Origin of the sequence: Paractinoplanes aksuensis, assembly GCF_024137025.1 — a bacterium.
Classification (GTDB): domain Bacteria; phylum Actinomycetota; class Actinomycetes; order Mycobacteriales; family Micromonosporaceae; genus Actinoplanes; species Actinoplanes aksuensis.
The window spans coordinates 164,843-191,827 of sequence record NZ_JAMYJR010000028.1 but is presented as its reverse complement, the minus strand read 5'-3'; the positions used below and the strand labels follow the sequence as shown (position 1 = coordinate 191,827).

General features: G+C 72.2%; 29 protein-coding genes. 14 read left to right on the top strand and 15 right to left on the bottom strand.

Annotated elements, in window-relative coordinates:
- Positions 1-176: 176 nt before the first annotated feature.
- Positions 177-695 (top strand): EAL domain-containing protein, encoded by a 519-nt coding sequence (locus M1L60_RS25985; protein WP_253240130.1) that lies wholly within the window; start codon positions 177-179, stop codon positions 693-695.
- Here the strand turns inward: M1L60_RS25985 and M1L60_RS25980 are convergent.
- Positions 684-1,547: a WD40 repeat domain-containing protein gene (locus tag M1L60_RS25980; protein ID WP_253240129.1), complete on the bottom strand. Its 864-nt coding sequence runs from the start codon at positions 1,545-1,547 to the stop codon at positions 684-686. The two genes, M1L60_RS25985 and M1L60_RS25980, sit on opposite strands and share 12 nt — an antisense overlap.
- Before the next feature lie 482 nt (positions 1,548-2,029).
- Here M1L60_RS25980 and M1L60_RS25975 point away from each other — a divergent pair, with 482 nt between their 5' ends.
- Positions 2,030-2,890, top strand: coding sequence for a TolB family protein (locus M1L60_RS25975; RefSeq protein WP_253240128.1), 861 nt, complete (start codon positions 2,030-2,032; stop codon positions 2,888-2,890).
- On the opposite strand, the gene M1L60_RS25970 is transcribed toward M1L60_RS25975, so the two are convergent.
- The 5 genes from M1L60_RS25970 to M1L60_RS25950 are packed head-to-tail and all read right to left on the bottom strand — an operon-like array spanning position 2,838 to position 6,412.
- The gene (locus M1L60_RS25970) at positions 2,838-3,290 is read right to left on the bottom strand and encodes a hypothetical protein (protein ID WP_253240127.1); all 453 of its coding nucleotides are present in this window, start codon (positions 3,288-3,290) and stop codon (positions 2,838-2,840) included. The two genes, M1L60_RS25975 and M1L60_RS25970, sit on opposite strands and share 53 nt — an antisense overlap.
- Entirely contained in the window at positions 3,287-4,507 is a 1,221-nt protein-coding gene (locus M1L60_RS25965; protein ID WP_253240126.1) for a molybdopterin-dependent oxidoreductase, read from the bottom strand. The genes M1L60_RS25970 and M1L60_RS25965 overlap by 4 nt, the downstream gene beginning before the upstream one ends.
- The gene (locus tag M1L60_RS25960) at positions 4,483-5,124 is read right to left on the bottom strand and encodes a methyltransferase domain-containing protein (protein ID WP_253240125.1); all 642 of its coding nucleotides are present in this window, start codon (positions 5,122-5,124) and stop codon (positions 4,483-4,485) included. Before M1L60_RS25960 ends, M1L60_RS25965 begins: the two co-directional genes overlap by 25 nt.
- Positions 5,121-5,756 carry a TIGR04282 family arsenosugar biosynthesis glycosyltransferase gene (locus M1L60_RS25955; protein WP_253240124.1) on the bottom strand — a complete coding sequence of 212 codons (636 nt, stop codon included), beginning with the start codon at positions 5,754-5,756 and terminating at the stop codon, positions 5,121-5,123. The genes M1L60_RS25960 and M1L60_RS25955 overlap by 4 nt, the downstream gene beginning before the upstream one ends.
- Entirely contained in the window at positions 5,753-6,412 is a 660-nt protein-coding gene (locus tag M1L60_RS25950; RefSeq protein ID WP_253240123.1) for a glycosyltransferase family 2 protein, read from the bottom strand. The genes M1L60_RS25955 and M1L60_RS25950 overlap by 4 nt, the downstream gene beginning before the upstream one ends.
- A gap of 144 nt (positions 6,413-6,556) precedes the next feature.
- On the opposite strand from M1L60_RS25950, the gene M1L60_RS25945 reads away from it, so the two are divergent.
- The 6 genes from M1L60_RS25945 (at position 6,557) to M1L60_RS25920 (ending at position 11,578) form a co-directional block, all read left to right on the top strand.
- On the top strand, positions 6,557-7,600 hold the full coding sequence (locus M1L60_RS25945; protein WP_253240122.1) for an NAD-dependent epimerase/dehydratase family protein: 1,044 nt from the start codon (positions 6,557-6,559) through the stop codon (positions 7,598-7,600).
- Entirely contained in the window at positions 7,597-8,910 is a 1,314-nt protein-coding gene (locus tag M1L60_RS25940; protein ID WP_253240121.1) for a hypothetical protein, read from the top strand. The genes M1L60_RS25945 and M1L60_RS25940 overlap by 4 nt, the downstream gene beginning before the upstream one ends.
- Before the next feature lie 64 nt (positions 8,911-8,974).
- A complete protein-coding gene (locus tag M1L60_RS25935) occupies positions 8,975-9,658 on the top strand; it encodes a response regulator transcription factor (RefSeq protein WP_253240120.1) in 684 nt (227 codons plus the stop codon).
- Positions 9,655-10,668 (top strand): sensor histidine kinase, encoded by a 1,014-nt coding sequence (locus tag M1L60_RS25930; protein WP_253240119.1) that lies wholly within the window; start codon positions 9,655-9,657, stop codon positions 10,666-10,668. Before M1L60_RS25935 ends, M1L60_RS25930 begins: the two co-directional genes overlap by 4 nt.
- Before the next feature lie 44 nt (positions 10,669-10,712).
- Positions 10,713-11,180 carry a nucleoside deaminase gene (locus M1L60_RS25925; protein ID WP_253240118.1) on the top strand — a complete coding sequence of 156 codons (468 nt, stop codon included), beginning with the start codon at positions 10,713-10,715 and terminating at the stop codon, positions 11,178-11,180.
- The gene (locus M1L60_RS25920) at positions 11,177-11,578 is read left to right on the top strand and encodes a VOC family protein (RefSeq protein WP_253240117.1); all 402 of its coding nucleotides are present in this window, start codon (positions 11,177-11,179) and stop codon (positions 11,576-11,578) included. The genes M1L60_RS25925 and M1L60_RS25920 overlap by 4 nt, the downstream gene beginning before the upstream one ends.
- On the opposite strand, the gene M1L60_RS25915 is transcribed toward M1L60_RS25920, so the two are convergent.
- Complete coding sequence (locus tag M1L60_RS25915) at positions 11,550-12,083, bottom strand: flavin reductase family protein (protein ID WP_253240116.1); 534 nt, start codon at positions 12,081-12,083, stop codon at positions 11,550-11,552. The two genes, M1L60_RS25920 and M1L60_RS25915, sit on opposite strands and share 29 nt — an antisense overlap.
- A 163-nt stretch (positions 12,084-12,246) precedes the next feature.
- Here M1L60_RS25915 and M1L60_RS25910 point away from each other — a divergent pair, with 163 nt between their 5' ends.
- Positions 12,247-13,185: an SDR family oxidoreductase gene (locus M1L60_RS25910; protein ID WP_253240115.1), complete on the top strand. Its 939-nt coding sequence runs from the start codon at positions 12,247-12,249 to the stop codon at positions 13,183-13,185.
- Here M1L60_RS25910 and M1L60_RS25905 read toward each other — a convergent pair.
- Entirely contained in the window at positions 13,099-14,079 is a 981-nt protein-coding gene (locus tag M1L60_RS25905; protein ID WP_253240114.1) for a tetratricopeptide repeat protein, read from the bottom strand. The two genes, M1L60_RS25910 and M1L60_RS25905, sit on opposite strands and share 87 nt — an antisense overlap.
- A gap of 215 nt (positions 14,080-14,294) precedes the next feature.
- Here M1L60_RS25905 and M1L60_RS25900 point away from each other — a divergent pair, with 215 nt between their 5' ends.
- Positions 14,295-15,005, top strand: a complete 711-nt coding sequence (locus tag M1L60_RS25900; RefSeq protein WP_253240113.1) for a fibronectin type III domain-containing protein — start codon at positions 14,295-14,297, stop codon at positions 15,003-15,005.
- Positions 15,006-15,298: 293 nt separating this feature from the next.
- Here M1L60_RS25900 and M1L60_RS25895 read toward each other — a convergent pair whose 3' ends face one another.
- Entirely contained in the window at positions 15,299-15,916 is a 618-nt protein-coding gene (locus M1L60_RS25895; RefSeq protein WP_253240112.1) for a hypothetical protein, read from the bottom strand.
- Positions 15,913-16,464, bottom strand: a complete 552-nt coding sequence (locus M1L60_RS25890) for a TetR/AcrR family transcriptional regulator (protein WP_253240111.1) — start codon at positions 16,462-16,464, stop codon at positions 15,913-15,915. The genes M1L60_RS25895 and M1L60_RS25890 overlap by 4 nt, the downstream gene beginning before the upstream one ends.
- A gap of 525 nt (positions 16,465-16,989) precedes the next feature.
- Here M1L60_RS25890 and M1L60_RS25885 point away from each other — a divergent pair.
- The 3 genes from M1L60_RS25885 (at position 16,990) to M1L60_RS25875 (ending at position 21,121) form a co-directional block, all read left to right on the top strand.
- Positions 16,990-17,550, top strand: a complete 561-nt coding sequence (locus tag M1L60_RS25885) for a hypothetical protein (RefSeq protein WP_253240110.1) — start codon at positions 16,990-16,992, stop codon at positions 17,548-17,550.
- Positions 17,551-18,969: 1,419 nt separating this feature from the next.
- Positions 18,970-19,971 carry an SDR family oxidoreductase gene (locus M1L60_RS25880; protein ID WP_253240109.1) on the top strand — a complete coding sequence of 334 codons (1,002 nt, stop codon included), beginning with the start codon at positions 18,970-18,972 and terminating at the stop codon, positions 19,969-19,971.
- A gap of 196 nt (positions 19,972-20,167) precedes the next feature.
- Positions 20,168-21,121 carry a helix-turn-helix domain-containing protein gene (locus M1L60_RS25875; protein ID WP_253240108.1) on the top strand — a complete coding sequence of 318 codons (954 nt, stop codon included), beginning with the start codon at positions 20,168-20,170 and terminating at the stop codon, positions 21,119-21,121.
- A gap of 1,628 nt (positions 21,122-22,749) precedes the next feature.
- On the opposite strand, the gene M1L60_RS25870 is transcribed toward M1L60_RS25875, so the two are convergent.
- Positions 22,750-23,193 carry a hypothetical protein gene (locus M1L60_RS25870; RefSeq protein ID WP_253240107.1) on the bottom strand — a complete coding sequence of 148 codons (444 nt, stop codon included), beginning with the start codon at positions 23,191-23,193 and terminating at the stop codon, positions 22,750-22,752.
- An 83-nt stretch (positions 23,194-23,276) separates the two neighbouring features.
- On the opposite strand from M1L60_RS25870, the gene M1L60_RS25865 reads away from it, so the two are divergent.
- Positions 23,277-23,444: a hypothetical protein gene (locus M1L60_RS25865; protein WP_253240106.1), complete on the top strand. Its 168-nt coding sequence runs from the start codon at positions 23,277-23,279 to the stop codon at positions 23,442-23,444.
- Positions 23,445-23,842: 398 nt separating this feature from the next.
- Here M1L60_RS25865 and M1L60_RS25860 read toward each other — a convergent pair whose 3' ends face one another.
- The 4 genes from M1L60_RS25860 to M1L60_RS25845 all read right to left on the bottom strand — a co-directional run bounded on the left by M1L60_RS25860 (position 23,843) and on the right by M1L60_RS25845 (position 26,830).
- Positions 23,843-24,712 carry an SMP-30/gluconolactonase/LRE family protein gene (locus M1L60_RS25860; RefSeq protein ID WP_253240105.1) on the bottom strand — a complete coding sequence of 290 codons (870 nt, stop codon included), beginning with the start codon at positions 24,710-24,712 and terminating at the stop codon, positions 23,843-23,845.
- A 19-nt stretch (positions 24,713-24,731) separates the two neighbouring features.
- Positions 24,732-25,070, bottom strand: coding sequence for a YciI family protein (locus M1L60_RS25855; RefSeq protein ID WP_253240104.1), 339 nt, complete (start codon positions 25,068-25,070; stop codon positions 24,732-24,734).
- 89 nt (positions 25,071-25,159) lie between these two features.
- Positions 25,160-25,963 (bottom strand): ThuA domain-containing protein, encoded by an 804-nt coding sequence (locus tag M1L60_RS25850; RefSeq protein WP_308208539.1) that lies wholly within the window; start codon positions 25,961-25,963, stop codon positions 25,160-25,162.
- A 171-nt stretch (positions 25,964-26,134) separates the two neighbouring features.
- A complete protein-coding gene (locus tag M1L60_RS25845) occupies positions 26,135-26,830 on the bottom strand; it encodes an HAD family hydrolase (protein WP_253240103.1) in 696 nt (231 codons plus the stop codon).
- Between the last annotated feature and the right edge of the window lie 155 nt (positions 26,831-26,985).

Sequence of the window (26,985 nt, the reverse complement as noted above, 5' to 3'; positions counted from 1 at the left end):
TGTTGTTCACAGCAAGACCGCAACACTTGGGCCGGAGACTCGCCCGAACAGCCGATTACCAGCGTCAGAAGAGTTCACAAGCGTTCACACACCCGATACAAACGTTTGTTCACGGTAGCGCCGACCACCCGGCCCGCGCGGCTAAAGTCGGCCGTTCCGCGGCCGATGAGTAGTCGATGTTCTTCATGGTCGGCGCGGTGCTGCTGCTGCCGATGCGGCCCATGACCCGGGGCGAGAAGGTCACGCCGGCCCTGAACATGTCCACCGTCCTGGCCGCCGGGGTGCTGTTCGCCCTCCACCTGGTCGTGGTGCCGGTCTGGGCCGGGTCGACCACGTTCGCCGCGTCCGGGCCCACCATCGGCTCCAACCTGGCCGCGGTGCGGGCGCTGGGGGTCCGGATCGCGCTCGACGACTTCGGCACCGGGGCATCGACGCTGAGCCTGCTGGTCGACTGCCCGGTCGACCAGATCAAGCTCGACCGCTCGTTCGTCCCCGTGCCGGGCCGCGACGCCATCGCCCGCGCCGTGCTGCAACTCGCTCAGGCCATGAATGTCGAGACAGTTGCCGAGGGTGTCGAGACGATCGAGCAGGCCGAACTGCTGACGGCCATGGGCTACCGGCGGGCCCAGGGCTTCTATTTCGCCCGCCCGATGCCGGCCGACCGCATCGGCGTCGAACCGGCCCTAAGGAGCTAGCGGCTCCTTGCCGTCGGCCAGCGTGAGCAGGGTCGGGCGGAGCAGGCCGCCGCTCGTGGCGACGAGATCGCCGGCGATCTGCAGGGACCGGGCCCGCAGTGAGGTCACCCAGCGCACGGAGCCGTCGCGGTCGAGCGCCACTGCCTGGTCGTCGCCGAACGAGGCGACCAGGCGGCCGTCGTCGGCGCAGGCCAGCGCGCGCGGGCGGTCCCGGGCCACGCGCAGGCGGTGGGCCGGGCGGAACTCGGCGTCGAAGCAGGTCGCCTGACCGTCCGGGCCGGCCACCACCAGCAGCGTGCTCGACCAGGTGCAGGCACTGACCGGCTTGTCGGTCAGCTTCACCCACTCGCCCGGACGCCGGCCGGGCCGCCAGAGCCGGGCCCAGCCGCTGTCGGTGACCGCGACGACCTCGCTGCCGCGGTAGTGCGCGCCCACCACCGGCCGCCCGCCGGTCAGTTCGGCCCGGCCCACGCAGGCGCCGCTGCCGACGTCCCAGACCGAGGTGCGGCCGGAGCCGGTCATGCTGAACACCCAGGCCCCGCCGGCCACCCAGCCGACGTGCCGGGGCCGGTCGGGCAGGGCGGCCCAGCGCGCGACGCCCTCGGGCGGACGGTCGTCCCGCAGCCGCCAGAGCGCGCCCGAGCCGTCGGCCGACGCCGTGGCCAGCATGTCGGTCGCGGCCGGGCTCCAGGCCGCGGCCACGATGCCCCGGCCCAGGCGCAGCCGCCCGGCCGGCTGGGGGCGGGCCGGATCGGCCGTGTCCCACAGCGTCAGCTCGCCGTTGGGCGCGCTGACCGTGAGCCGGCGCGCATCGGGGCGGAACGCTATAGCCCCATAGGGAGAAGTTCTCACAGAGGTGGTCCCTGGTCCGCTCGGTTCGACGGCGGATCCCGGCGGGACGGGATGCTCCACAGTGGCGGCCGTGGAGCATCCCGTCGCCCGCGCGGCCAGGACGCATCGACAGCCTCATGGCCATTCTCGGGAAACGCTGGGTGGGCACACCAGGGAGTGCGCACATTCGCATGAATAGCGGTGCGCGGTGTGCACGAACGTTCAATTAACTGTCGTTACAGTGATGCGCTTATGGCCTCCGACCAGGCCATCGAGTCATCCGGGCATTCAGTTTTCAGTCCTTGTGGGTATCGCAAGCCGCCGCCACAGCAAGGCTCGAACGATGTGCCACTGACATGCTTCTATATGGATCGAGGATGCGCAAGCACCGAATGCCAATACCTCTGACAATTGGTCGGGTAAAGGGCCCGCTGTGGCGCCTCTGTTCGATCTGCGCGAGGATCATGTGGTTCTTGGGGTCGCCGACTGCTGGGAGAACTCCGATGGCGTACGCCCGCAAGCTGGCCGACGGTCAGTCCTGCCGCATCCACGTCCACGACGTCGCCACCGGCGCCGGCACGGTGGTGCACAGCAGCCCGACGATCCTGTTCGAGGCGCCCAACTGGACCGCCGACGGCCAGCTGATCCTCAACGGCGACGGCCTGCTGTGGAGCATGCCGGCCGACGGGTCCGAGCCACCGCGCCCGATCCCGCTCGAGGGCGTGCCCGAACTGAACAACGACCACGTGCCGGCCCCGAAGGGCAACACCATCTATATGTCGGCCAACGACGGGCACATCTACGCGGCTTCGCTCAGCGGCGGTCCGGGGCGCCGGGTGACCCACGCCGACCACCGGCACTTCCTGCACGGTGTCAGCCCCGACGGCGCCACCCTGGCCTATGTCGGCGTCGAGCCGGACGACTGGTCGACCGCCAGCCTTCGCACGATCGGCGTCGATGGAACCGGCGGCAGCCCGCTCACCGCGCCCGGCGGCATCGACGACGGCCCGGAATACTCGCCCGACGGCGGCTGGATCTATTTCAACACCGAGCGCTTCTCCCCCGGGCAGGCCCAGATCGCCCGCATCCGGCCCGACGGCAGCGACGTCGAACAGCTGACCTTCGACGAACGGGTCAACTGGTTCCCGCACTTCGCCCCGGACGGTGAGCACGCGCTCTACCTCAGCTACCCGCCCGGCACCCAGGGCCACCCGGCCGACCTTCCGGTCGAGCTGCGGCTGGTGCGGGGCGGCGACTGGCGGAATCCGCGCACGGTCGTCGCCCTCGACGGCGGCCAGGGCACCGTCAACGTCAACAGCTGGTCCCCCGACTCCCTCCGCTTCGCCTACGTCGACTACCCGTAGGCCGGGCCCGAATACGCCGGACAGCCCAGGCCAGGCCGGTTCCGAGCCCGATGGCGGCGTAGATCTCGAGCAGTCCCCGCCCGTAGTCGAGGGGCAGGATCGACGGGTTGTCGGCGACCCGGCCCCGGCCCAGCACCAGCGGAGTCGCCACCACGGTCACGGCCAGGCCGATCAGCAGCGCCGCGCGAACCGGGGTGCGCGACCGGACGGGGACGAAGCGGCCGATCAGCGCGCCGGCGGCGAGGGTCAGCGGCAGCAGGACGGCGTCGTGGGCCACCAGCACCGCGACGAGGAAGACGTAGGCGCCGCCTTTGAGGTCGGCGTCGGTGAGGGCGCCGATCACCGCGTAGGCCATGACCAGCCCGCCGGCCCCGATCAGCACCCGCCGCACGGTTGTCACGAAGCCCTCCGTACGGTGATCCGCCCGACCCACTTGGTCTGCAGCACGCCCGGCCGGTTGGGCGCGATCAGCCGGGCCGGATAGCCGTGGTCGGGGTGCAGCGGCTGACCGCCGAGTCGCAGGGCGAGCAGCGTGTACGGGTCCCGGGCGTGCGGTGGCGGCACGGTCGTGGCCCGGTAGCGCCCCCGGGCCTCGAGCGACTCGACGTAGGCCTCGGCGCCCTCGGGGTCGAGGCCGGCCCGGGCGATCAGGTCGCGCAGCCGCACCCCGGTCCAGGTCGCCGTGGCACTCCAGCCCTCGACGCAGCTGATCGGCAGCACCACGGTGTGCTGGGGCAAGGCGGCCAGGTCGGCCAGGCTCAGGCTCTCGGTGCGGCCGGGCCCGGTCAGGGCGAGCCGGTAGGCCGGGTCGAAGATGGCGTCGCGGACGCCGGCCCCGCCCGCGGTCTTGTTCACCGGCAGCTGCTGCGGCCCGGTCCGGGGCCGGCGCGGCGCGAGCACCGAGACCGGCGCGAGCGGGGCCACGGTCTGCCCGGCGGTGGCCACGGTGATCAGTCCGGCCGCGACGCCGACCGCGCCGAGCAGGCCGCGGCGGGTGAGGGCGCCCGCCGGGGCGTGCTCCGGGGACGGCCGGGTGAGCGCGGTCCGGATGATCGGGAGCTGCACGCCGATGTGGGCCAGCAGGGCGCCGATGGCCAGCCAGGCCGACCAGTAGTGGCCGGCGGTGAAGAAGAACGGCATCGGCTCGTACCACCGGGCGATGTTGAGGATGCCGCTGATCAGCTGGAACAGGGCGGCGGCGACCAGCGCGGCGATGCTCGCCCGCTCGATCGCGTGGGCCGGGTCGCGGACCGGCGGCCAGCTGAACAGCCTCGGGTAGACCGACCACAGCTTCGCGCCCAGCAGCGGCACCGAGGCCAGGCCGGTCGCCACGTGGACGCCCTGGGTGACCCGGTAGAGGCCGACCGGCCGCGACGGCCAGCCGAACCAGGCCGGCGGGTGCTGGATGAGATGGCTGAGCAGGCCGGTCACGAAGCAGATCAGGAACGCGACGCCCAGCGCGGCCCCGAGCAGGCTGGTCAGCCGGGGCGACCGGGCCCGGGTGTCGAAGGCGCCGCGCCGCAGCGGGCCCCGGCGCAGCGCGGCCGGCGGGGGCGGCAGCGGCCGGCTCATCCAGCTGTGGACGTGCCGGATCAGCCGCCCAGCGTCGCGAACCATCGGCCCGCCTCCGTCCACGTGTGCGCGACCCGCAACCCGGCCGCGGCGGCCGGCACGGAGAGATCACTGACGGCCAGCACGGCCCATCGGAACGGCTCACCCGCAGCCGGCCCGCCGGCGGTGATCCGGGCCGGGCCCGACCAGCTGCGGGTGCCGGGCGGGGCCAGTTCGACGTGCACCCGGCCGCCGGGGCCGAGCAGTTCGCGGCAGCGGCGCAGCAGCCGCACCGGGTCGCCGCCGATGCCGATGTTGCCGTCGGCCAGCAGCAGATGCCGCCACCGGCCCTCACCGGGCAGCGGGCCGAAGACATCGCGCAGCAGAGCGGTGGCGCCGCGGGCCCGGGCCAGGCGCACGGCGGCGGCGCTGATGTCGATGCCGAGCGCGGGATGGCCGCGCCGGTTGAGGGCGTAGGTGAGCCGGCCCGGCCCGCAGCCGATGTCGAGGACCGGACCGTGGCAGCGGTCGAGCAGGCTGTCGTCGCCGGGCAGCCGGCCGCGGCACCAGGCGGCCGCGTCGAGGTGGTGCTCGGCCCCGCTGTCGTGGTGGACGGTCAGAGTGCCCGGCGATCCGGCGCCGGCGCGTTCGAAGGCGGCGTCGAAGACCGCGAGGGCGGTCATGCCGTGAGCTCCAGGGCCACAGCGGCGCCGAATCGGCTGCCGGCCGGGCAGAGCGCGGCCACCGCGTACGCGTCGGCGGCGGTGTCGACGTCGGTCAGCACGGGCAGGGTGACGATCCGCAGACCACGATCCACGAGCGCGGCCCGGGTCAGCTCGCCCGTCAGGTAGGTCGACATCGGAACGTCCCGCAACACTCGTGCGTGGACGGGATCGCGCAGGCCCAGCGCCCACCACCCGCCGTCCCGGGCCGGGCCGAGCACCGCATCGACCCCGTCCCCGGCCAGCCGGGTCAGGGCCTCGGCCAGCCGGGCCGGTCCGGCCTGCGGGGTGTCCATGCCGATCAGCAGCGTGGCCCGGCCCGGTCGCGCCGTGTCGGCGTACGCGTGGGCCAGCCGTTCCCCGAGCGCGCCACCGCGCTGGGACACCCGGTCCCACCCGGGCGGCGCGGCCAGATCCCCGTCCACGGCCAGGATCCGGGCCGCGGCCGGGGTGGCGGCGACGGCGTCCAGGGTGTCGGCGAGCGCGGCCGCGGCGATCCGGGCCGCCGACCGCGGTGTACACGGTGGACAGAGACGAGTCTTGACCCGGCCCGGCACCGGCGTCTTGGCCAGCACCACGATCTGCGCGCTCACCGGGCCAGCACCGCGCTCATGTCCCGGACGGCGCGCAGTGTGCCCCGTACCGTGCCGCTGACCTTGGATTTCGTTCCCGCGGCGCGCGGATGGTAGGCCACGTCGACCTCGGCCACCGGCCACCCGGCGCGGGCGGCGGCGATCAGCAGCTCCAGCGGATAGCCGAAGCGGCGGTCGCGCAGATCGAGCGCCAGCAGGTCGTCGCGGCGGACCGCCCGCATCGGGCCGATGTCGTGCACGTCCAGGCCGGTGCCGCGGCGCAGCCGGTGGGCCAGCAGGGCGTTGCCGAGCCGGGCGTGCGGCGGCCAGGCCCGGCGGGTGGTCGGCCGGCGGCGGGCGACGGCGAGCCGCACCCGCCCGGCCCGCACCGGGTCGGCCAGCCGGGGCAGCTCGGCCGGGTCGAAGGAGCCGTCGGCGTCCATCACGCAGACGACCCCGTCGGCCGGGGCCGACGCGACGACCCCGGCGTGCACGGCGGCGCCGTAACCGGGGCGGGGCACGGTCACCACGGACGCGCCGAGCTCGCGGGCCACGTGGGCGGTGCCGTCGGTCGAGCCGTTGTCGGCCACGATCGCGCGGTAGCCGTCGGGTATCCGGCCCAGCAGCCAGGGCAGGGCGGGCGCCTCGTTCAGACAGGGCAGCACAACGTCGGTCATGGACGCCGAAGCTAGCCCCGGGGAACCGGCCGCGGAGCCGGAACCGCCTTACCGCTTCCTTACGTCCCCGGAAGTTCTTACGAACCGCTGACGTGCTGGTCAGCGGCCCGCCCGAACGGCTTCGGCGGGTCTAGGTTCGGTGGCGTGACCCACGTACTCGTGACCGGCGGCGCCGGTTTCATCGGCACCCACGTGACCGCGGCCCTGCTCGATGCCGGGCACGAGGTGCGGGTGCTCGACTCGGCCCACCCCGCCGCCCATTCCGGCCCGCTCCCCCGCGACATTCACGGCGCCCCACTGGTGCGCGGGGACGTTCGCGATGCCTCCACAGTGGCCGGTGTGCTGCAGGGCATCGACGTGGTCGTGCACCAGGCGGCGATGGTCGGCATGGGCGTCGACCTGGACGACCTGCCGGCCTACGCCGGATGCAACGACCTCGGGACGGCCGTGCTGCTGGCCGCGATGGCCCGCCAGGATGTGCGCCGGTTGGTGCTCGCCAGTTCGATGGTGGTGTACGGGGAGGGCGCCTACACCTGCCCGGCCGACGGCCCGGTGCGGCCCGCGGCCCGCGAGATCGCCGACCTGGCCGCGGGCCGCTTCGAACCGCCCTGCCCCCGCTGCGGCCGCGACCTGACGCCGGCCCTGGTCGACGAGGACGCCGTGCTCGACCCCCGCAGTGTCTACGCGGCCACGAAGCTCGCTCAGGAGCATCTGAGCGCGGCCTGGGCCCGGCAGACCGGCGGGTCGGTGGCGGCGTTGCGCTACCACAACGTGTACGGGCCGGGGATGCCCCGGGACACGCCGTACAGCGGGGTCGCGGCCATCTTCCGGTCCGCGCTGGAGGCCGGGCGGGCCCCGTCGGTCTTCGAGGACGGGGGCCAGCGGCGCGACTTCGTGCACGTGTCCGATGTGGCCCGGGCCAACCTGGCCGCCGTGGGCGCCGACCGGGCCGGGTTCCGCGCCTTCAACGTGGCCTCGGGCCGGCCCGCGACCATCGGCGCCATGGCGGCCGAGCTGGCCGGGGCCGTCGACGGCCCGCGGCCGGTGGTGACCGGCGAGTTCCGCCTCGGGGACGTGCGGCACATCGTGGCCTCCCCGGCCCGGGCCGCGGCCGAACTGGGCTTCACGGCCTCGACCGGCCTGGCCGCGGGAATGGCCGAGTTCGCCCACGCCGCTCTGCGCCGGTGAGGACGCGCCGCCCGGCGCGGCTCGCGATCGTCCGGGCCGACCTGGTCGCGGGCGGTGCCGCCCTGGGGCTGATCGCGCTCGCGGCGGTGGCCGGTGCGGCTCTCTATCTGGCCGGGCGCCCGGTGCACGCCAGTTCGGCGCCGTTCACCGGCCGCTGGCTGCCCCACCTCGGCCCCGGCACCCCCCTTGCGCTCGCGGTGGCGACGGCGGTCGTCGCGTACGGCCCACGGCTCGCCGCGGCGCTGCCGTGGCGCCGCCTGCTCGCGGTCGGCTACGCCACCTCGGCGGCCTGGATCGTGGCTCTGGCCCTGGTCGACGGGTGGTCGCGCGGGCTGGCCGGGCGGCTCACCACCGATCACGAATACCTCAGCGAGGTCGCCGGGGTCACCGGCGTCACCGCCTTCCTGCGCGGCTTCGCGGACCGCATCGTCGACTTCCAGCCCGATTCCTGGAGCACCCACGTCTCCGGTCACCCGCCGGGCGCGTTGCTGGTCTTCGTCGGCCTCGACCGGATCGGGCTCGGCGGGGGCGGCTGGGCCGCCGTCGTCTGCGTGGCCGCCGGCGCCCTGTGCTCGGTGGCCGTGCCGGTCACCATCCGGGCGCTCGGCGACGAATCCGCAGCCCGCGCGGCCGTTCCGTTCGTGGCGCTGTTCCCGGGGGCGGTATGGATCGGGGTCTCGGCCGACGGGCTGTTCGCCGGCTTCGCCGCCGCCGGCTTGGCTCTGCTCGCGCTGGCTCTGACCGGCCGCCGCGTGGGGGCCGCAGTGGGGGCGGGGCTCCTGCTCGGTGGGTGCCTCTATCTGTCGTACGGGCTGGTGTTGCTGGTCGTTCCGGCCGCCGCCGTGGTCGTGCTCGCGACCCGCGCCTGGCGGATTCTCGCGGTGGCCATCGGCGCGGCGGCCGTGGTGGCGGCCGCGTTCACTTTGGGTGGCTTCTGGTGGCTCGAGGGATACCAGCTGGTCACGGTCCGGTACTACCAAGGAGTGGCGAGCGTCCGCCCGTACGCCTATTGGGTCTGGGCCAACCTCGCGCTGCTCGTCGCCTGCGCCGGACCGGCCGCGGCGGTGATCCTGCGCAGGGCCCGTCGGTGGCGCCCGGTGGCGGTCCTGCCGGTCGCGGCCCTGCTGGCGATCCTGGTCGCCGACGTGTCCGGCTACAGCAAGGCCGAGGTGGAACGGATCTGGCTGCCGTTCGCGGTCTGGCTGATGGCCGGGGCCGCCCTGATCCCGGCCCCCGGCCGCCGGTTCTGGCTGGCCGTTCAGGCCACGGTCGCCCTGCTGGTCAACCATCTGCTGCTCACCACCTGGTGAGCCGTAAGAACCTCGAAAGGTCTCGGGCCGCCCGGTCGCGCCCGCGGATCGGTAGCGTCGGAGGGTGCCCACCGTGCTCGTCGTCGACGACGACCCGACCGTCAGCGACGTCGTCCGCCGCTACCTCGAACAGGACGGCTACCACGTCCGGCTGGCCGCCGACGGCCTCGCCGCGCTCGCCCTGGCCGAGCAGGACCAGCCCGACCTGGTCGTCCTCGACCTCATGATGCCCGGCCTGGACGGCCTCGAGGTGTGCCGGCGGCTGCGCCGGCGCCACGCCGGGCTGCCGGTGGTCATGCTGACCGCGCTCGGTGACGAGGGCGACCGGGTGGCCGGGCTCGAGGTCGGCGCCGACGACTACGTGACCAAGCCGTTCTCGCCGCGCGAACTGGTGCTGCGGGTCCGATCGGTGCTGCGCCGCAGCCCACCGGCGACCGGGTCGGCGCTGCTGCTGAGCGACGGCGACCTCACGGCCGACACCGGCCGCCGGATCGCGAGCCTCGGTGACCGGCCGCTGGCGCTGACCGTGCGCGAGTTCGACCTGCTGGTCTTCCTGCTGCGGCATCCGGCTCGCGCCTGGTCCCGGGCCGAGCTGCTCGAACAGGTCTGGGGCTGGCAGTTCGGCGACCAGTCGACGGTCACCGTGCACGTCCGGCGGCTGCGCGAGAAGATCGAGGACGACCCGGCGACGCCCCGGCGCATCGTCACGGCCTGGGGTGTCGGCTACCGCTACGAGCGTACGCAATGACTGACCTGCTCCTCATCGCCGTGTACGCGCTGGCCGCCGGGGCCGTCGTGGGCGCGCTCGGCCTGCTCCTGCTGCGTCGGCTGGGCGGCCGGTCGATCGCCGTCCACGTCGCTGTCCTGCTGGTGGTCACCGTCGCGGCGGTCGTGGCCGGCGTCGTCACCGTGGCCCAGGCCATGTTCCTGTCCGCCCACGACCTGCAGGTCGTGGTGCTGACCGTGCTGGCCGCGGCCGTGGTCAGCCTGGCCCTGGGCATCACGTTCGGCCGCCGCCTGGCCGCCGCGGCCATGTGGTCGGCCCAGGCCCGCGAACGCGAACGGCAGCTCGAGGCCGGCCGCCGCGAACTGGTGGCCTGGGTCTCGCACGACCTGCGGACGCCGCTGGCCGGCCTGCGGGCGATGGCCGAGGCCCTCGAGGACGGGGTCGTGGCCGAGCCGGCCGCCGTCGCCGACTACCACCGCCGGATCCGGGTCGAGACCGATCGGATGGCCCTGCTGGTCGACGACCTGTTCGAACTGTCCCGGATCAACGCGGGCGCGTTGCGGCTCGCCCTGGCCCAGGTGCCGCTGGGCGACGTCGTCTCCGAGGCTCTAGCGGCCACCGCGCCGCTGGCCGCGCACCGCCGCATCCGGCTGGTCGCGGCCGAGTCGGGCTGGCCGATCGTGCTGGGCAGCGAGCCCGAGCTGGGCCGGGTCGTCACGAACCTGCTGGTCAACTCCGTGCGCTACACCCCGCCCGACGGCACGGTGCGGATCGAGGCCGGGCGCGACGACCAGGACGCCTGGCTGGCGGTCACCGACACCTGCGGCGGCATCCCGGAGGACGACCTGCCCCGGGTGTTCGACGTGGCCTTCCGCGGCGAGCGGGCCCGCAGCCCGGCCCCGGCCGGCACGGCCGGCGGCGGGCTCGGCCTGGCCATCGTCCGCGGTCTGGTCGAGGCCCACGGCGGCCGGGTCGGCGTGGGCAACACCGGCGACGGCTGCCGGTTCGTCGTCCGTCTGCCCGCCCGATGACCGGAACCGTTGTCGCCGTTCGCGCCGTGCGCGAGGCTGATCACATGAATGACGAACATCTGCGCCGGTGCGTGGAGCTCGCGACGGAAGCCCTCGACGCCGGCGACTATCCGTTCGGGTCGGTGCTGGTCGATGCCGAGGGCGCGGTGCGGGCCGAGGAGCGCAACCGCGAGGTCACCGAGGCCGACCCGACCGCGCACCCGGAATTCGCGCTGGCCCGCTGGGCCGCGGCCAACCTGAGCCCGGCCGAGCGGGCCCGGTGCACGGTCTACACCTCGGGCGAGCACTGCCCGATGTGTGCGGCCGCGCACGGGTGGGTGGGTCTAGGCCCGATTGTGTACGCCGGGTCGGCCGTCCAACTGGCCGGCTGGCGCACCGGGTGGGGGCAGCCGGCGTCGCCGGTGGCCGTGCTGCCCATCAGCACCGTCGTGCCCGGCCTGGACGTCACCGGCCCGGTCACGCCGTACGACGAGCAGATGCGGACGTTGCACGAGAGGGCCGGCCGGCGATGAGCGACGGGGCGAAGCAACTACGACTGATCGTCGAGGTCGAGGACTTCGACGCCGCCGTGGCGTTCTTCCGCGACACGCTTGGGCTGACCCAGGAGGCGGCCTTCAGCGGCGACGGCGACGAGCGCGTGATGATCCTCGAAGCCGGGCGGGCCACCCTGGAACTGGCCAACCCGGCCCACCACCGCTACATCGACCAGGTCGAGGTGGGCCGCCCGGTGGCGCCCCGGTTCCGGCTCGCGTTCGAGGTGTCCGACGCGACGGCCCGTACGACCGAAGCGGCCGCGGCCGGCGCCGAGGTGGTCGCCGCGCCGACCGAGACACCGTGGCGCTCGCTCAACGCCCGCCTGGACGCGCCGGGCGACCTGCACATCACGCTGTTCCAGGAGCTTGATCAGTGAGCGTGCGCAGGCCGAACGCGCTGCGGTGGAAGACCAGCGGCAGCGAGTGGTCGGTGTGCTGCACCGCGTGCAGGCGCAACAGGACGATCGTGTGGTCGCCCGCCTCGACCTCGCGGTAGATCGTGGTGTCGAACTGGGCCAGGCCGTCGGGCAGGGTCACCGCCCCGTGCTCGGTCAGCCCGACCTCGACGCCGGTGAAGCGGGCGGCCACCGGCCCGGCCAGCTGACGGGCCAGGCCGCCGTGCCGGTCGGCCAGGATCGTGACGCCCAGGTGGGCCGATCGGCGCAGGTCGGGCCACGTCTTCGAGGTGTTGGCGATGGAGAACGACACCAGCGGCGGGTCGAGGCTGACCGAGGTGAACGAGCTGGCGGCCAGCCCGACCAGCTCGCCGTCGACCTGCGCGGCCACCGCGACCACCCCGCTGGGGAAGATGCCGAAGGCCTGGCGCAGGCGGGCCGGGTCGAGGTCCTGGTTGGTGGGGAACGACGGGGAAAGCTGGGTCATGGCAGCCCCTCTCGTGGGTACGCCCCCTGACCCTAACTCCTACTAGACCTATATGCGAAGCGGTTAGGGGAGCCGGTCAGCCTGGGATCGGGAGGCCCTGGATGCGCCACCGGGTTCGGCGGAATCTGGAACTCCGCCGTTGACACGTTCCCGAGGAGCTCCGATGGACAACTTCGTGCCCGACCTTTCCGGCCGGCTCGCCCTGGTGACGGGGGCGAGCGACGGCGTCGGGCTGAGCCTGGCGACCCGGCTCGCCGGCGCCGGGGCCGAGGTCCTTCTTCCCGTACGCAACCAGGCCAAGGGAGAGGCGGCGCTCGCCAAGATCCGGCAGCAGCATCCGCGGGCGCGGCTGACGCTGCACGAGCTCGATCTGTCGTCGCTGGCGTCGGTGGCCGCCCTCGGTTCCCGGCTGCGCGACGAGGGCCGGCCCCTCCACATCCTGGTCGGCAACGCCGGGGTGATGACCCCGCCCGACCGGCAGGCCACGGCCGACGGGTTCGAGCTGCAGTTCGGCACCAACCACCTGGGCCACTTCGCGTTGACCGCCCACCTGCGGCCGCTGCTCAGCGCGGGCCGGGCCCGGGTGACGTCGCAGCTCAGCGTGGCCGCCGACCGCGGTGGCATCAACTGGGACGACCCGAACTGGGAGAAGTCGTACGACGGTTTCGCCGCCTACAGTCAATCCAAGATCGCGTACGGAATGTTCGGCCTCGAACTGCAGCGGCGCAGCGAGGCCGAGGGCTGGGGCATCACCAGCAACCTGGCGCACCCCGGGATCGCCGCCACCAACCTGTTGCAGGCCCGGCCCGAGGTCGGCCGCCCCCGCGCCACCGTCGGCGGCCGGGCGATCCGGGCGCTGGGCCGCCTCGGCCTGCTGGTCGGCACGGCCGAGACGGCGATGCTGCCCGCCCTGTACGCCGCAACCGCCCCGGACGCCCGCGGCGGCCTGTTCTACGGGCCGAGCGGCTTTCAGCACATGTCCGGGCCACCCGCCGAACAGGCCCTGTACTCCCGACTACGCAGCGAACAGGACGCGAAGCGCATCTGGCAGCTCTCCGAGCAACTCACCCGGACCACCTTCGCGGCCGCCCGAGACGCCTGATCGCCACGCCGCCCGGCCCAGGCTCCCGCCAACCGGTCCGCTCGGCGATCTGACGGGCGGACCGGGCGTGGGTGGTTCCGGCGCGGGCCGCGCGGGTGGTGACGAGGTTGGCCAGGACGGCGTGGGCGCGGCCCTCGACCACCCGGTAGCCGCCTCGGCCGGCCAGCACCAGCGCTTGGCGGGCGGCCTTGCGAGCGATCGCGGGGGGATGGGGGCGCTGTCCTCGGCGTACGCCACGAAGGCCTCGGCGACGAAGCCGCGGCCGCCGACCTCGCGGCACAGGCGGAGAGTGAGCACCTCGGCCAGCTGAGCCAGCAGCGCCGCTTGGGCGGCGGCCGCACCGTCCTCGCGGCACATCCGGATCGCCGCCCGGTAATACTCCTCCGCGCCGGCCAGGTCGCCCCGCCAGGAGGAGGTGATCCCCAGATTGCCGAGCTGCACGATCTCGCCCGGGCGCCAGCCGATCCGGCGGTTCATGTCGAGGGCCTGGCGCTGATGGACGGCGGCTTGATCGAGATCGCCGAGCATCCCGTGGGCAGCGGCGAGATTGCCGAGGACCGCCGCCTCCGACTCGGCCCACCCGCAGCGACGGCCCAGCTCGAGGGCCTCACCGAAGTGGACCAGCGCCGCCCGGAAGTCACCGGCCGCATGTCGGCAGTGGCCCCGGCTGGTCGCCATGGCCACCCGCGCCCGCTCGTCACCACAAGCCGCGGCCGCCGCCGAGCCGGCCCCGACCAACTCCCACCACTGAGTGATCTTGGCCTGATAGAAGCCGTAGCCGCGCAGGGTGTCGGCCAGCCGCCACGGCTCCTCGTCCGGCCCGGTGGCCGCCGCGACCAGATTGTCGAACTCACGACCCAGCCACTCCAGCGCAGCCGCCCGATCAGCAGGCACGTCGGCCGTGTCACCCGCCTCGGCGGCCGCACGGTCCTGGTCGGACGATTGCAGCCGCAGGAGCTGGGGGTGCAGGATTCGGGCGTCGGCGCCGGCCCGGCGGCGGTAGTGGTGGACCAGGCGGCGTACGGCGGCGCGGCCGTCGAAGGCCGCGGCTCGTTCCCGGGCGTATTCGCGGGTCAGGTCGTGCGGCGCGCGGCCGGCCGTTCGAGCAGGTGGGCGCCGGCCAGCCGGTCGAGATGCCCGGCCACCTCGGCGGTGGGGCGGCCGGACAGCGCGGCCGCCGCCTCGACGTCCAGGTCGGCCCCGGGCGGCAGGCCGACAACCGGGGCTGTCCGCCGCTGACCCAGCCGACCACGCTCACCTCGAGCGTCTCGGCGGCCGGGGACGTCAACCTGAGCTGGAGCAACTACGGGCGGGACATGTGGTACTGGGTGGAGTCGCGCGACGTCACCGCCGGCACCGACTGGAAGCGTCCCGAACTGTGGCAGCAGGACACGTCGATGACCGACATCCCGGTCACCGACGGCGACACGCAGGGCCACACCTTCGAGTGGCGCGTCAAACCGTTCGCCAACGCCGGCGGCGGCGAGGTCCCCGCGTCCAACGTGGTCCGCCAGACGGTCACCGTGCAGCGTCCGAGCCAGGTCACCGGCGTCACCGCCACCGCGACCGGCAACGGGGCCATCCGGGTCAACTGGAACGCCACCACCCACCCGTCGGGTCGCGTCTACTACTTCGTCGACCACTGGAACATCACGGCCGGTCACACCGCCGATCAGGCGGTGCGGTCGGCGCCCCTCGAGCCGGGCACCACGGCCCTGTCCATCAACTTCGTACCCGGTACAGAAATGGGTTTCCGGGTCTTCGCCCGCAACATCGGCGGCCTCAGCCAAGCGTCCGCCTCGGTCCAGGCCGTCGCCTGACCGGTCTCGGACGGTCAGTGTCTCCTGGGTGGCCAACCGCCCACCATCGGGCGGAGCCGTCCGGCCGGCCATCCAGGAGACCGACCCAGCACCGGCAGCGTTGCGAGCCGGATCGCCTGAGTCGTCCATGCAAACGGCGAGTGCCCGCAGGAGCAGTTGAGCCATCGACATCCGGTCGTTGATCGCCAACCACAACGGCGCCCAGCTCGCGGGCACCCTGTTCCCGCTCGCCTCGGCCGGTCGCCGGCTGGGCGCCGCCGGTGTGGTCGCGGCAGGTACCGAGGCGCGCGAGCTCACCCCCGCTGAGCTGGGCCGACGGCCCGGGGTGTTCGGTGCGGCGCGGACAAGGCAGAACTCCGGCTCCTCGCGGCCAGCCACACGCAGCCGGCGGCCAGGATGACGCCATGGGCGATGCGGCCCGCCGGGGGCAGGAAGAACTGAGGCAGGAACAACACATAGCCGGCCGCGAAGAAAACGCCGGCCGGGCCCCGCACGGCCATTCCGGTCGCGACGCCGGCCACGGCCAAGAGGATCAGACCGACGCCGAACATGGTGACGGCCACCGGCTGGTAGCGGACCTCGTCGACCGTGGTGAGCAGGTCCGTTCCGGGGTTGCGGGCCAGCGCGTGCAGGCCGAAGTCCTCGGCGCCGTAGTAGGGCAGCACCAGCGCCGTGCCGATCCAGGCCGTGAGCAGGGCGGTCAGCGACGAACGGGACGACACCCGGGAGTGCAGGGCGAGCAGGCCCAGGCTGACCGCGAGAAAGCCGAGCATGGCGAACAGGTGCGAGGCGACCCAGGCCGGGGACGACATGGCTTCGATCGCGCCGTCCACCGTGGTCTCGTCGGTCCACGGGCGCAGCACCGGGTAGAGCAGGAACATCAGACCGGCAAAGGCGAACAGCGCACTCATTCCAGGCTCCTCAGCACCATGGTGACCACCTGATCGAAACTGGCCTCGACGTCCTCGGGCAGACCGAAACCACCGCCCGCTTCCAGCACGACAAAACCGTGCACGGTCGCCCGCATCCGCCGGATCGCATGGGTCGCGGCCGAGCCTTCCAGCCCGTACGCCCGGAGCACTGCCGCAAAAACGCCGAGCAGCTCGGCGCCCGCAGCGGCCACGGCCGGCACCTGCAACGCGTTGGGCGGCACCACCGCGTACCGGCCGGGGTTGGCCAAGGCGAACGCCCGGTACTCCCGCATCAGGGCGGCGACCGCGTCCGCACGGCTGCGCCCCATGACCGCGGCGGCGCAGAGCTTGGTGAGCTGCCGGACGACCGCGACGGCCATCAGCTCGCGCAGCGCACCGACGCTACCCACGTGCTTGTAGAGCGAGGGGGCAGCCACTCCGGCCCGTTCAGCGACGGCAGCCAGGCTGAGCGCCTCAAGCCCCTTCTCATCAACCAGATCAAGCGCGACCCCGACCAGCACCTCGGGACTCAACCCGGCCCTAGGCATAAAAGCTACTCTGCATAGCTTTTAAGCTATCTGGCATAGCCAACCCTGGCAACGACGAATTCCAGATCAAGGTCACGGACCCGTCGCGCCCGTCCGGCGGGGCGCCCCCGATCCGGATCCGCGACGTGGGCGTGAGCACCCGACCGCACCGCCTCACTCTCGTCGTCGCCGGCACGACGGGCGCCTACGCAGGCAGTGGCGGACTCGGAAGGCTGCGGACCGCGCCCGCCTCGCCTAGTTGCAGGCCGCAGCGGCCTGGCTGCCCACCCTCATCCCGTCACGGGCAGCGCAGGCCGGCCGCCCACCCCCACCCCGTCACGGGCGGCGCGAGCCGGCTGACCACCCATGGGCGTCAGCTACACCGGGGATGCGCGCGGCTGCCGTGGGTCACCACCCGACCGCGGGTACGACGGCCTTTCGGGTCGCCGGGTAGGATGAGCGGTCCAGCGCGCAACCGGGATGACGCTCGCCGCGTTTGACTGTCCGAGAGCCCACCACCCAGACCTGGGAGAGATCGCTTTGAGGATGTCCGCCGTAGTTACGTCCCTCGGTATCGCCGTCGCCGCCGTCATGTCGGCCGCCAGCGCCGGAGTGGCCGTGGCGGACGATCAGCCCGCGTTCGCCGCCCCCGCCGCGGAGGCTGCTGCCCCGGCCGCGCCAACTCCCGTCGCCGCCGCTCCCGCTGCGTCGGTCCCCGTCGCCGCGGAGGTTGCCGCCACCCCGGTCCCCGCGATCGCCGACCGCGACCCCGCGCTCAAGTACAAGCAGGACGGCAAGGTCGTCACCATCGCCCGCAAGGGCGCGAAGGTCGCCACGGTCACGCTGAAGTCGGCCACCTACGCCAAGAAGTCGACCAAGGCCGTGCTGTCGGTAGCCGCCACCCGCCCGTTCACGATCAACCCGGCCATGTTCACCCTGTACGACACCCAGGGCTGGGAGAACGACCCGACCCAGACCAAGCCCGTGCGCTTCGAGGCCGGCACCCGCTCGCTCACCCTGAACTTCAAGCGCACCCAGGGCGACCCGGCCGCACTGGGCTGGGTCCCGCAGTACGGCGAAGCCGCCGTGGCCGTCTGGGAACGCTGACCCAGCCAAGAGCGTCCACTCACCCCGGACAAACCTCTCTGGCGTCTCCGCAATCCAGCCTGCCCACAACAGGCAGGTCGTTCCGGACGAAGCCCCTACCGAACTGAGTCCCGTGCCGAACTGAGTCCTGTGCCGGACCGAGTCCCACGCCGGACCGAGTCCCCCGCCGCACTGAGTTCCTCGCTGGGCCGGGTCCCGCGTCGGACCGAGTCCCGCGCTGGGCCGAATCCCAAGTCCCTTGCCGGACCAGTCTCGTGCCGCGCTGAATCCGGTCCCGGGCTGGATCCGGTGCCGGACTGGATCCGGTGCCAGACTGGATCCGGTGCCAGACTGGATCCGGTGCCGGACTGAGATCCGTGCAGCATTTGAATCCCGCACGAGACCGAGTTCCGTGCCGGACCGAGCCCCGCGCGGACGGCCCGATCGAGGCGGCCCGGGTCCATGGGGTCGGCGAGTGGCAAATCGGCTGGCCCGAGTCCTGGGCTGGCCCCAGTTCCACGCCGGGCACAGTTCCATGCCGAACTCAGGACCACGCCGACAAGGTTCATGCCGAATTCAGGACCACGCCGGAGTGACGCCTAATTGACCCGGCGCTGAGCGGGGCCGCCTTCTACGAGGCGCCAGTCCGGACGATTGCCGCGACGCTTTGTACGAGGCTGAGCCGGGCCGTTCCCAGACCCAGCACCGCGCACGACGCTGCCCCACGCCAACTCAAACGCGTGACCGCCCCACCTCCGCGAGCCCTGTCACTGGCTCGAAGGCTCGCCGGTTGCGCTCCATCCCCTCGTCGCGACCAGCCCGGTCGTAAGCGCCGCCGCGCAGCCGACCTACGAGCATGCTCCTGTTCACTTGACGAGCCACCCATGCAGGCTGACACTCGGCCTCAAGCATCCTAGGAACCTAGCTCATTACTGCCGGCGGCCCCACTGCCGGCCGCCCGCCGGTCACCATTGGCCGCCCCACCTGCTGGCCGCCCTGCTGCTGGCCGGTCCACCATTAGCCGCCCTTACCGCTGGCCACCCGCACTGCTCACGGCTCCCACTGTTGGCCACCCGCACCGCTGGCCACCCGCACCGTTGACCACACCCACCGTTGACCACACCCACCGTTGACCACCCGCACTGTTGACGGCTCCCACTGTTGACCGCCTCCACCGTTAGCCGCCCCCGCTGGACGCCCAACTGCTGGCCGCCCTTCCCCACCCCCCCACCCGCCGCCACTGCCGATCTCCTTGGTGCTGCTCGCCTCCTGCCGTCGTCTGCCATCCGCGGCCGCCTCCCCGCTCGCCGGCCGCTGCCCGGCGATGGCAGGCCCTCGACAACAAGAGCGTCATTCAGGATTCGGAGATGTCTCCACTTTTCGTTGACGAAGCGGAGAACTCTCCGTTAGCGTGGGCTCATCGCACAAGGAGGACGGGACATGACTGATGTGTTGGTGACCGGGGGTTCCGGCTATATCGGCAGCTGGTGCACGTTGGCGCTGCTCACGGACGGATATCGGGTGCGGACGACCGTACGGGACCTCGGTTGTGAGACTCAGGTGCGCGCGATGCTGCAGCACGGCGGCACCGACCACCTCGAATTCGTACGGGCTGATCTGCGGGACGACGAGGGCTGGGCCGACGCCGCGGCCGGGTGCGACTACGTGCTGCACGTCGCGTCGCCGACGCTGACGCAAGTGCCGCGCGACGACGACGAGATGGTCCGGCCGGCCGTCGACGGCACGTTGCGGGTGCTGCGCGCGGCCCACGGCGCCGGGGTCAAGCGGGTGGTGATGACCTCCGCAATCGGCGCTATCGCCTATGGGCACGAGCCGCGCGACACCCCGTTCACCGAGCAGGACTGGACAAATGTCGATGCGGACATCGCGCCGTACCAAAAATCGAAGACGCTGGCCGAGCGCGCGGCCTGGGATTTTGTGGCCGGTGAGGGGCGTGGCCTGGAACTGTCCACGGTCAACCCGACCGCTGTGCTGGGGCCGGTGCTCGGGCCGGACTACTCGCCGTCGCTGAACTCGATCGCGCGCATGCTCGACGGGTCGGCGCCGGCGCTGCTGAAGTTCGCCACCGGGTACGTCGACGTGCGGGACGTGGCGTCGCTGCACCTGCTCGCGATGACCGAGCCGGCCGCCGCCGGGGAACGGTTCATCGCGACCGCCGGTCACAGTCTGTGGCAGCGGGACATCGCCGCCGTCCTGCGGGAGCGGTTGGGCGCGCGGGCCGCGAAGGTGCCGACGCGGGAGATGCCGCTGGTCGTGGCGCGCGGGCTGGCCAAGGTCAACCCGCAGATGGGTGCCCTGCGGATGCTGCTGGGCCGCAACCTCGACGCGACCTCGGCCAAGGCCGAACGCCTGCTGGGCTGGAAGGCGCGGCCGATCGAGGACACGATCGCCGAGACCGCCGAGAGTCTGCTGGCGCTGTGACGCAGGAATGCCCTCCGGGCATCACGCCCGGAGGGCCATCCTCCCCCGCCGTCACGGCCAGACTGGCTTTTACGATGATCGCGGCTCGCGGCGGCCGCGGCATTGACCGCCGGCGCACAGGCCTTGCCACTCCCCGCTTGACCTGCCGGCCCCGGCTCGCTCCAATGGAGGTTTACGCCGGCGGAAGGGAGGCGCGGTGGGATCAGTGTCCGCACCGGAACGCTTCGCCGATTACCGGCAGCGCATGGCCCACCTGCCCGTCGCGGTCGATGTGAGCGGCGACCCGGCCGAGAACTTCCAGTCCGACGTACGCACGGTCGTCCTCGACCCCGAGGTCGAGCTCTCGGTCAACGCCATCCGCGGCTGCCGCATGATCGCCCGCCGCACCCCGGCCATGGTCCGGCGCTCCGACCCGGAGGCGTACCGCTTCCTGGTCGTCCTGCACGGCCGGGCCGACGCCACCCACTGCGGCCGCGGCGGCCGCTTCGAAACTTCAGACATGGGTTTGTACGACACCTCGCAGCCGTTCGAAGTCGCCCGCGCGGCCCAGACCCTGCCCGCCGCCTTCGCGATGATCACGTTCGCCCCCGGGCGCCTCGCCGTGCCCCGCCGAACGGCGGCCGACCTCATGGGAGCCCGGCTCGACGGCCGCCGCGGCGTCGGCGCGGTGGTCGCCGACTTCGTCCGCCGCCTGGCCACCGAGAGCCAGGACTGCACCCCCGCCGACCGCACCCGGCTGGCCCGCTCGGCCCTCGACCTGATCGGCGTCGCCCTGGCCCACGAGATCGACCACGAGCCACCCCGCACGACCGAGGCCTGGCGCCGCTCCATGGTCACCCGAGCCCAGCATTTCATCGAGTCCCACCTGGGTGACCCCGCATTGGACCCCGCCACGGTCGCCGCGGCCCACCACATTTCCGTACGCCTCTTGCACAAGCTCTTCGAAGAGGCCGGCATCTCAGTCGCCGACTGGATCCGCACCCGCCGCCTGGAACGCTGCCGAGACGACCTGTCAGACCCACTGCAACAAACCCGTCCCGTACGCCTGATTGCCGCCCAGTGGGGCTTCCGGAGCGACGCCCATTTCAACCGAGCCTTTCGAACCGCCTACGGCCAGCCCCCAGGCGAATGGCGCTCCACCCGTCCCTGATCCGCAGCAAGGCGATCACCCACCGCCGCCCAGACGCCACCGCACGGGCGCGGCGCGGCAGAAAGCGCGCGTCCGGGCGTCAACGGCCGGGCGTCAACGGCCGGGCGTCAACGGCCGGGCGTCCTCCACGGAACCGTACTGCCCTCAAGGCCGCTCGACCGACATGATCTGCTCCGTCGTCGGAGCAGCCGACCGAGGTTACGTCCGCATCCGACGCCGAACGAGGTGATCGACATCCCCATATCCCGGCGCGCCTGAACGCTCATGCCGGCACACCGCCGCTGGCGGTACCGAGCGGAGATCGGTCCGGCCGGCGAGGGCGCTGATGAGGGCGGCGACGCCGAAAAGTCCGGGCGACGACCTGTGCGAGGGAGAGCGCTAGAAGATCGCAAGAGGAGGCGAGGCACCAACAGCCCGGCCAGCGAAGGCGGCAGCGCCGACAACTCCCGGGCGACGACCTGTGCGAGGGAGAGCACTAGAAGATCGCAAGAGGAGGCGAGGCACCAGCGGCCCGGCCGGCGAGAGCATCGATAAGGACGGCGACGCCGGACAGAAGCCAGCGCCGCACGAAGGTACGGACAGTCTTGAACGTGAGCACAACCGACGCGTTGGTAACAGGAGCCCGAAGAGACGGTGCTGCCGTCTGCCTCGTCCGTCCTGTACGGAATCGTCGGTTGGCGCCGAAGATGGGGATGGGGTGCTGGCGCGGTCTGGGCTTTGGTCGGCAAGCAGCCGAGGCGGGCATCGGCGGAGTTCGCGCTTCTTGCCGCGTGGATTCGTCGAGCGTTGCGCACTCCCGACCGAGGCTTGCGGCGCGTCCAGGATCTTGCCGGCGCGGGGTGCCGGCCCGGTCGGCCCGGTCGGCCCGGTCGGCCCGGTCGGCGGGGGAAGGCTGGGCCGCTGAATGTACGTCATCTGATGACGAGTCGTTCGCGACTGAGTCGCCGTGGCCCGGATGTGTGGGTTCGGGCCGTGAACTGGTCGCCCCGGCGGGCCAGATCAACGGCGGGACGGCCTCGGCCGGATCATGCAAGCCCAACTGGCCGCACTCACGGGAACAGCCACGGGACCGGCACAACTTTCCCGCGTGCCGCCGGGCGAGGCCCCATCGGCGGCGCCGCGCATGGTCGCGACGAAATTCCTCCTTGCTCGGTGAATAGTTGCGCGCTTTCGTGCGAGCCCGCAGGGCGGCAGTTTCCTGCCGGCCGAATAATGAGAGCTGCTGGTATCGCATGAGTACATTTTTCCGCACGGCGGACGGCGTCCGCCAATTTTCGATCATGCCAATTCAGAATGGAGGACGGCGGGTCGCGAACTAGGTCTCTCGACCGCCCTGAAATGGGCTGGGCGACAAGGGTGAGGGAAGGCTCCGAGTCAACTGTCACCGGACGGGGCGGCCCTCGGCGGTCCTATGCGCGGCTTCCGGACTGGCAGTTCTTTTCGTCCGGCCACGGGCGGGGCGGGGCCGTCGCGCCGTCGGAGAATGCCGGGTACAACCTGGGGTTTCAGGCTGAGGAGACCTACGTGCGGCCGGTGTGGCCCGGGGTGAGGAACGCGTGCGCGGAGAGCGAATACGGTTCGGCGTATCGGGTAGGTGTTCTTCGAGTCCGAGGTGCGGTGCGCAGAGGCTATTTGGTCTGGACGTCGATGCCGCCCAGCGCGACGCTCGGCTGCTCAGTCGCGTTCCCCCTTCTTGCGGCCCACTTACTCTTCAGGCTCAGGTCCGGTGGCATTGAGTATCGCCACAGCCGCGTGATATAGCGGAACATACACAGAATGTTGGCATCGATCTCGGTTTTAGCATTCGCGTTGTCACCTGTCTGAATTGAGGATGTATCCACCATTCCAGGCGGCAGCATCGGTCGAATGTATTCCGCATTCTCCAAAGCGATGGACCGATGCGGATGCGGTCCGGCGTCACGGTTGTGGGCACGGATGAGCGCATGGATCCGGCACCTCAGCGGCATTCTCAAGAAAATTATTCGAGGAGAAAGATCCTCAGGGCGAGAACTGTAGACAGGACGGGCTCCCTCGCAGAAGGCGACAAATCCGGGGCGGTTCTGCCCGATCATGCCGTGGCCGATGTAACGTGCGCCTCGTCGAAGGGCCCTCCGGCAGGTTCGGACCAGTCCAGACGACGAAACGGGGGCATCACATGAAATTGAACGTCCATCGCACCATCAGCGCGCTGGCTGTGGCCGGGGCTTTGGTGGTGAGCAGCGGCGGGATCGTCGCCGCGGCGGCCGCGCTCAACGCCAAGCCGCTGCGGGCCGAATTCACGCCGACGCAGCAGGTGCAGGCCAAGCCGCTGCGGGCCGAATAGCAGGTGCCGCGCGCGGGCTGGTCCGGGCCAGCCCGCGCCGGTCACCCCGCCCGGACTCGGCGGCGGTCACCCCGCCCGGGGCGTGGGCGACGGCAGTCACCCGGCCCGGCGTGGAGACGGCGGCGGTCACCCGGCCCGAACTGAAGCCGCTGGCGGTCACCCCGGCCCGGGGCGTGGCCGGGCGGCAGGCTGACCAGCAGGTCCATCGCGGACAGCAGTGCCGCAGGCCGAATGGCCGCGCGCCCCCGCCGGCTTGTCCAGGCCCAGTCTTCGGGGTCACCGAACCAGGGCGTGGCCGGCGGGCCGCCTCCGAGCAGGTCTCCCGCGGAAAGCCTAGGAGGAGCGAACGGCCACGCCGAGCACCGCAGCCGCACCGCCGGCGGACTGGCCGGCGGTAGTCATCCGGACCAAGGTGTGGCCGGGGGCCCTCCGACCGGTAGGTCGACTGCGAACAGCCGGCCCGCGTTCGGATGCCGCTCAGAGTCGGCTGGGGTGTAGCCCTCCTGGGATGTGGTGATGAACAGTGTCCGGCCGGCGAAGGCGCAGCTCGAGACCTGCGGCGCCGGCACCACGACGGCGGCCAGCTTCTCGCCGTTCGGGGTGTAGCGGCATACCTGGCCGCCGCCCCACAAGGCCACCCACAAGCAGCCCTCGTCGTCGACACACATGCCGTCGGGCTGGCCGTCGGCCGGGTCGATGTGGAAGGCCGGGCGCCGCTCGACCGGCTCGCCGTCGGCGGCGATCGTGAAGACGTCTACGCGCCGGGTCGGGGTGTCGATGTAGTACATGCGGTCGCCCGTCGGCGTCCAGGCCAAGCCGTTCGAGATGGTGACGTCGGAGAGGATTGTCTGCACCTTGCCGTCGTACCGGTAGAGGGATCCGGCGCCGGGCGTCTTGGCCCAGGCCATGCTGCCGGCGTAGAAACGTCCCCGCGGATCGCACTTGCCGTCGTTCATGCGGTTGGTGTCGCGCACTGCCGCCTCGGGCTCGGCCACCACCTCGACCTGGCCGTCGGACGACAGCCGCGCGAACCCGGCCCCGGCCGCCAGCAGCCAGCCGTCCTCCCCTGCCACCGGCACGACCGCACCGACCGGCGTTCCTATGTCGTACGTCCGCACCGGGCGCAACGAGCCGCCGGCGTACCGGGACCGATGGACCAGGCCGGCGAACTGGTCGACCCACAGCAGTTCGCCCCGCCGCGCGTCCCAGGCCGGGCCCTCGGCGTGTTCGGCCCGGTCCTCGGTCACGGCCCGCGCGGCGTACATCATTCCCGCATCGTAAGGGGACTCAGAAGATGACGCGGACCTCCTGGGGCCAGCCGCAGGCTTCGGCGATCTTGCCGGCCCACACCCGCGCCGTGGCCTCGTCGGGCACGTCGACGACGGTCAGGCCGCCCAGCCACTCCTTGGTCTCGACGTACGGGCCGTCGGTGAACAGCACGCTGCCGCTCGTGGCGTCGGCGCTGAAGATCGGGCCGTCCTCCTCCAGGCCGCCGGCGAAGAGGTACTGCCCGGCCGCCTTGATCTCTTCGACGACGGCGTTGGCCAGCGGCCCGCGGCTGCGGAACCACTCCTCGCTGTGGTCGCCCACCCACTGCTGGTTGAAGTAGATGATGTACTGCGGCATCGTCGCTCCTCGGTTCGGCCGGACCCGATGTCCGTTCCTGCCTACGCTACGAACGACGTCCGGCCGATCCGACAACCACCCCGAGAAAATTATCGGCCGCAGCGGAACGGCGCCACGCCGGCCGCCATCCGGATGCCACCCAGCAGGTGGGCCAGCAGCAGGGGCTCGGCGTAGTACTCGGGCTTGTGGCCCAGCGCCGTGTAAAAAGCACGACCCCCGTCGTACGGCTGGCACCAGCTGATCGGGTGATGCCGGCCCATGCCGGGCGAGCCGCCGGGCTCGCTGTAGCCGCGCGGATCGTACGTACGCTCGTCGACCTCGGCCAGCACCCGCACGGTGTGCCGCGGGTTGGTGCGGAAGTTGTACCACTCCTCCTCGCGCACCCACTTCTTCGGCAGCGGCCGGGTGGCGGCGGTGTCGCGGCCCAGCACGTTGACGGTGGCCACCTGGTACTGGGCGTTGACCGAGCCCGGGTGGTCCCGGAAGTAAGCGCCGACCAGGCCGCCGTACCAGGCCCAGTCATACTCGGTGTCGGAAGCGGCGTGGATGCCCGCGTAGCCGCCGCCGGCCCGGATGTACCGCTCGAACGCGCCCTGCTGGGCGTCGTTCAGCACGTCACCGGTGGTGCTCAGCCAGATCACGACGTCGTAGCGGCGCAGGTTGGCGTCGGTGAACGCCGCCGCGTCCTCGGTGGCGTCGACCCGGAAGTGGTTCCGGGCGCCGAGCTGCTCGATCGCGGCCACGCCGGCCGGGATCGAATCGTGCCGGAAGGCCGCGGTCTTCGAGAAGACCAGGGCGCTGAACCGGCCGTGTCCCGCGTTCGCCGCCCCGGCCGGGACCGTCAGTCCGGCCGCCACGACCACTGCCACCATGAATCGAACCAGATTGCGCATGCGCCCCCCTCGGTCGAATAAATCGAACACTATGACTTGATCGCGGACGCAGGAAGGGGTTTCTACATGCTCTCCGCCTGGCGATCAGGTGGTCCGGGAGCTTGGATCACCAGCATTAGTACGCACACCCGGCCCCGGCACGGACGCGTCCGTGAACTGGCTGACCTACGACTAACCCGCGCGGACCGGGCGGCCGACCAGCGCCGGCAGGTCGGCCATCGACGCGAAGATGTGGGTGGCCCCCGCGTCGAGCAGCGCCTGGGGCGGATGGTGGGCCAGGCTGCCGGGCGGGCAGAACCCGAAAACGGTGGCCCCCGCGGCAACGCCGGCGGTAACACCCGGCACGGTGTCCTCGACAACGGCGGCCTTCGCCGGGTCGATGTTCATAAAGGCGGCCGCGGCCAGGTAGACGTCAGGCGCCGGCTTGCTGTGCGCCTGATCCATCCCACTGAACATCTTGCCCGCGAACACCTGGTCGAGGCCCACTTTGCGCAGCTGGAGCTGAACCTTGCCGAGATCGGCCCCGCTGGCGCAGGCGATCCGCCCGTCCATCAGCTCGTTGATCTCGCTCGCGGCCACCACCGCTCCCGGAATCGGCTGGAGCCGCTCGACCAGAGCCGCGTTGCGGCGCTCCCGGAATTCCTCCAGCCACGCATCGGTGACCACAAAGCCGGTGTGAGCGGTGATGATGGCGGTCTCGTCGCGGAGGGCCCGGCCCACGAAGAGGCGGAAACAGTCCTCCTGACTGACGAGCCAGCCGAGTTCGTGCAGCATCTCCCGGAGCACCCCATTGGTGATGCTCTCGGAGTCCACCAAAACGCCATCACAGTCGAACAGAACCGCGTCGAACGCTCCCACCTCACCCATGGCCGCGACCCTACCCGGCCCCGCTCAAACCCCTGACCAGCCCCGATCCACCCGCCAGATACCTCACTCGCGGCACCACCACCCAGCGGCCGCCAGGATCAGCCGATGGTGAGGCCGTCCAGGCTGAGGGCCGCCGGCAGTGGTGGCGGCGCGTG

What these genes read in the sequence shown, in the direction of transcription:
- M1L60_RS25985 (WP_253240130.1), top strand. Translation starts at nt 177, where the DNA reads ATGTTCTTCATGGTCGGCGCGGTGCTGCTGCTGCCGATGCGGCCCATG.
- M1L60_RS25975 (WP_253240128.1), top strand. Translation starts at nt 2,030, where the DNA reads ATGGCGTACGCCCGCAAGCTGGCCGACGGTCAGTCCTGCCGCATCCAC.
- M1L60_RS25965 (WP_253240126.1), bottom strand. Translation starts at nt 4,507, where the DNA reads ATGGTTCGCGACGCTGGGCGGCTGATCCGGCACGTCCACAGCTGGATG.
- M1L60_RS25960 (WP_253240125.1), bottom strand. Translation starts at nt 5,124, where the DNA reads ATGACCGCCCTCGCGGTCTTCGACGCCGCCTTCGAACGCGCCGGCGCC.
- M1L60_RS25950 (WP_253240123.1), bottom strand. Translation starts at nt 6,412, where the DNA reads ATGACCGACGTTGTGCTGCCCTGTCTGAACGAGGCGCCCGCCCTGCCC.
- M1L60_RS25930 (WP_253240119.1), top strand. Translation starts at nt 9,655, where the DNA reads ATGACTGACCTGCTCCTCATCGCCGTGTACGCGCTGGCCGCCGGGGCC.
- M1L60_RS25925 (WP_253240118.1), top strand. Translation starts at nt 10,713, where the DNA reads ATGAATGACGAACATCTGCGCCGGTGCGTGGAGCTCGCGACGGAAGCC.
- M1L60_RS25920 (WP_253240117.1), top strand. Translation starts at nt 11,177, where the DNA reads ATGAGCGACGGGGCGAAGCAACTACGACTGATCGTCGAGGTCGAGGAC.
- M1L60_RS25915 (WP_253240116.1), bottom strand. Translation starts at nt 12,083, where the DNA reads ATGACCCAGCTTTCCCCGTCGTTCCCCACCAACCAGGACCTCGACCCG.
- M1L60_RS25910 (WP_253240115.1), top strand. Translation starts at nt 12,247, where the DNA reads ATGGACAACTTCGTGCCCGACCTTTCCGGCCGGCTCGCCCTGGTGACG.
- M1L60_RS25895 (WP_253240112.1), bottom strand. Translation starts at nt 15,916, where the DNA reads ATGAGTGCGCTGTTCGCCTTTGCCGGTCTGATGTTCCTGCTCTACCCG.
- M1L60_RS25890 (WP_253240111.1), bottom strand. Translation starts at nt 16,464, where the DNA reads ATGCCTAGGGCCGGGTTGAGTCCCGAGGTGCTGGTCGGGGTCGCGCTT.
- M1L60_RS25885 (WP_253240110.1), top strand. Translation starts at nt 16,990, where the DNA reads ATGTCCGCCGTAGTTACGTCCCTCGGTATCGCCGTCGCCGCCGTCATG.
- M1L60_RS25880 (WP_253240109.1), top strand. Translation starts at nt 18,970, where the DNA reads ATGACTGATGTGTTGGTGACCGGGGGTTCCGGCTATATCGGCAGCTGG.
- M1L60_RS25870 (WP_253240107.1), bottom strand. Translation starts at nt 23,193, where the DNA reads ATGATCGGGCAGAACCGCCCCGGATTTGTCGCCTTCTGCGAGGGAGCC.
- M1L60_RS25865 (WP_253240106.1), top strand. Translation starts at nt 23,277, where the DNA reads ATGAAATTGAACGTCCATCGCACCATCAGCGCGCTGGCTGTGGCCGGG.
- M1L60_RS25860 (WP_253240105.1), bottom strand. Translation starts at nt 24,712, where the DNA reads ATGATGTACGCCGCGCGGGCCGTGACCGAGGACCGGGCCGAACACGCC.
- M1L60_RS25855 (WP_253240104.1), bottom strand. Translation starts at nt 25,070, where the DNA reads ATGCCGCAGTACATCATCTACTTCAACCAGCAGTGGGTGGGCGACCAC.
- M1L60_RS25850 (WP_308208539.1), bottom strand. Translation starts at nt 25,963, where the DNA reads ATGCGCAATCTGGTTCGATTCATGGTGGCAGTGGTCGTGGCGGCCGGA.
- M1L60_RS25845 (WP_253240103.1), bottom strand. Translation starts at nt 26,830, where the DNA reads ATGGGTGAGGTGGGAGCGTTCGACGCGGTTCTGTTCGACTGTGATGGC.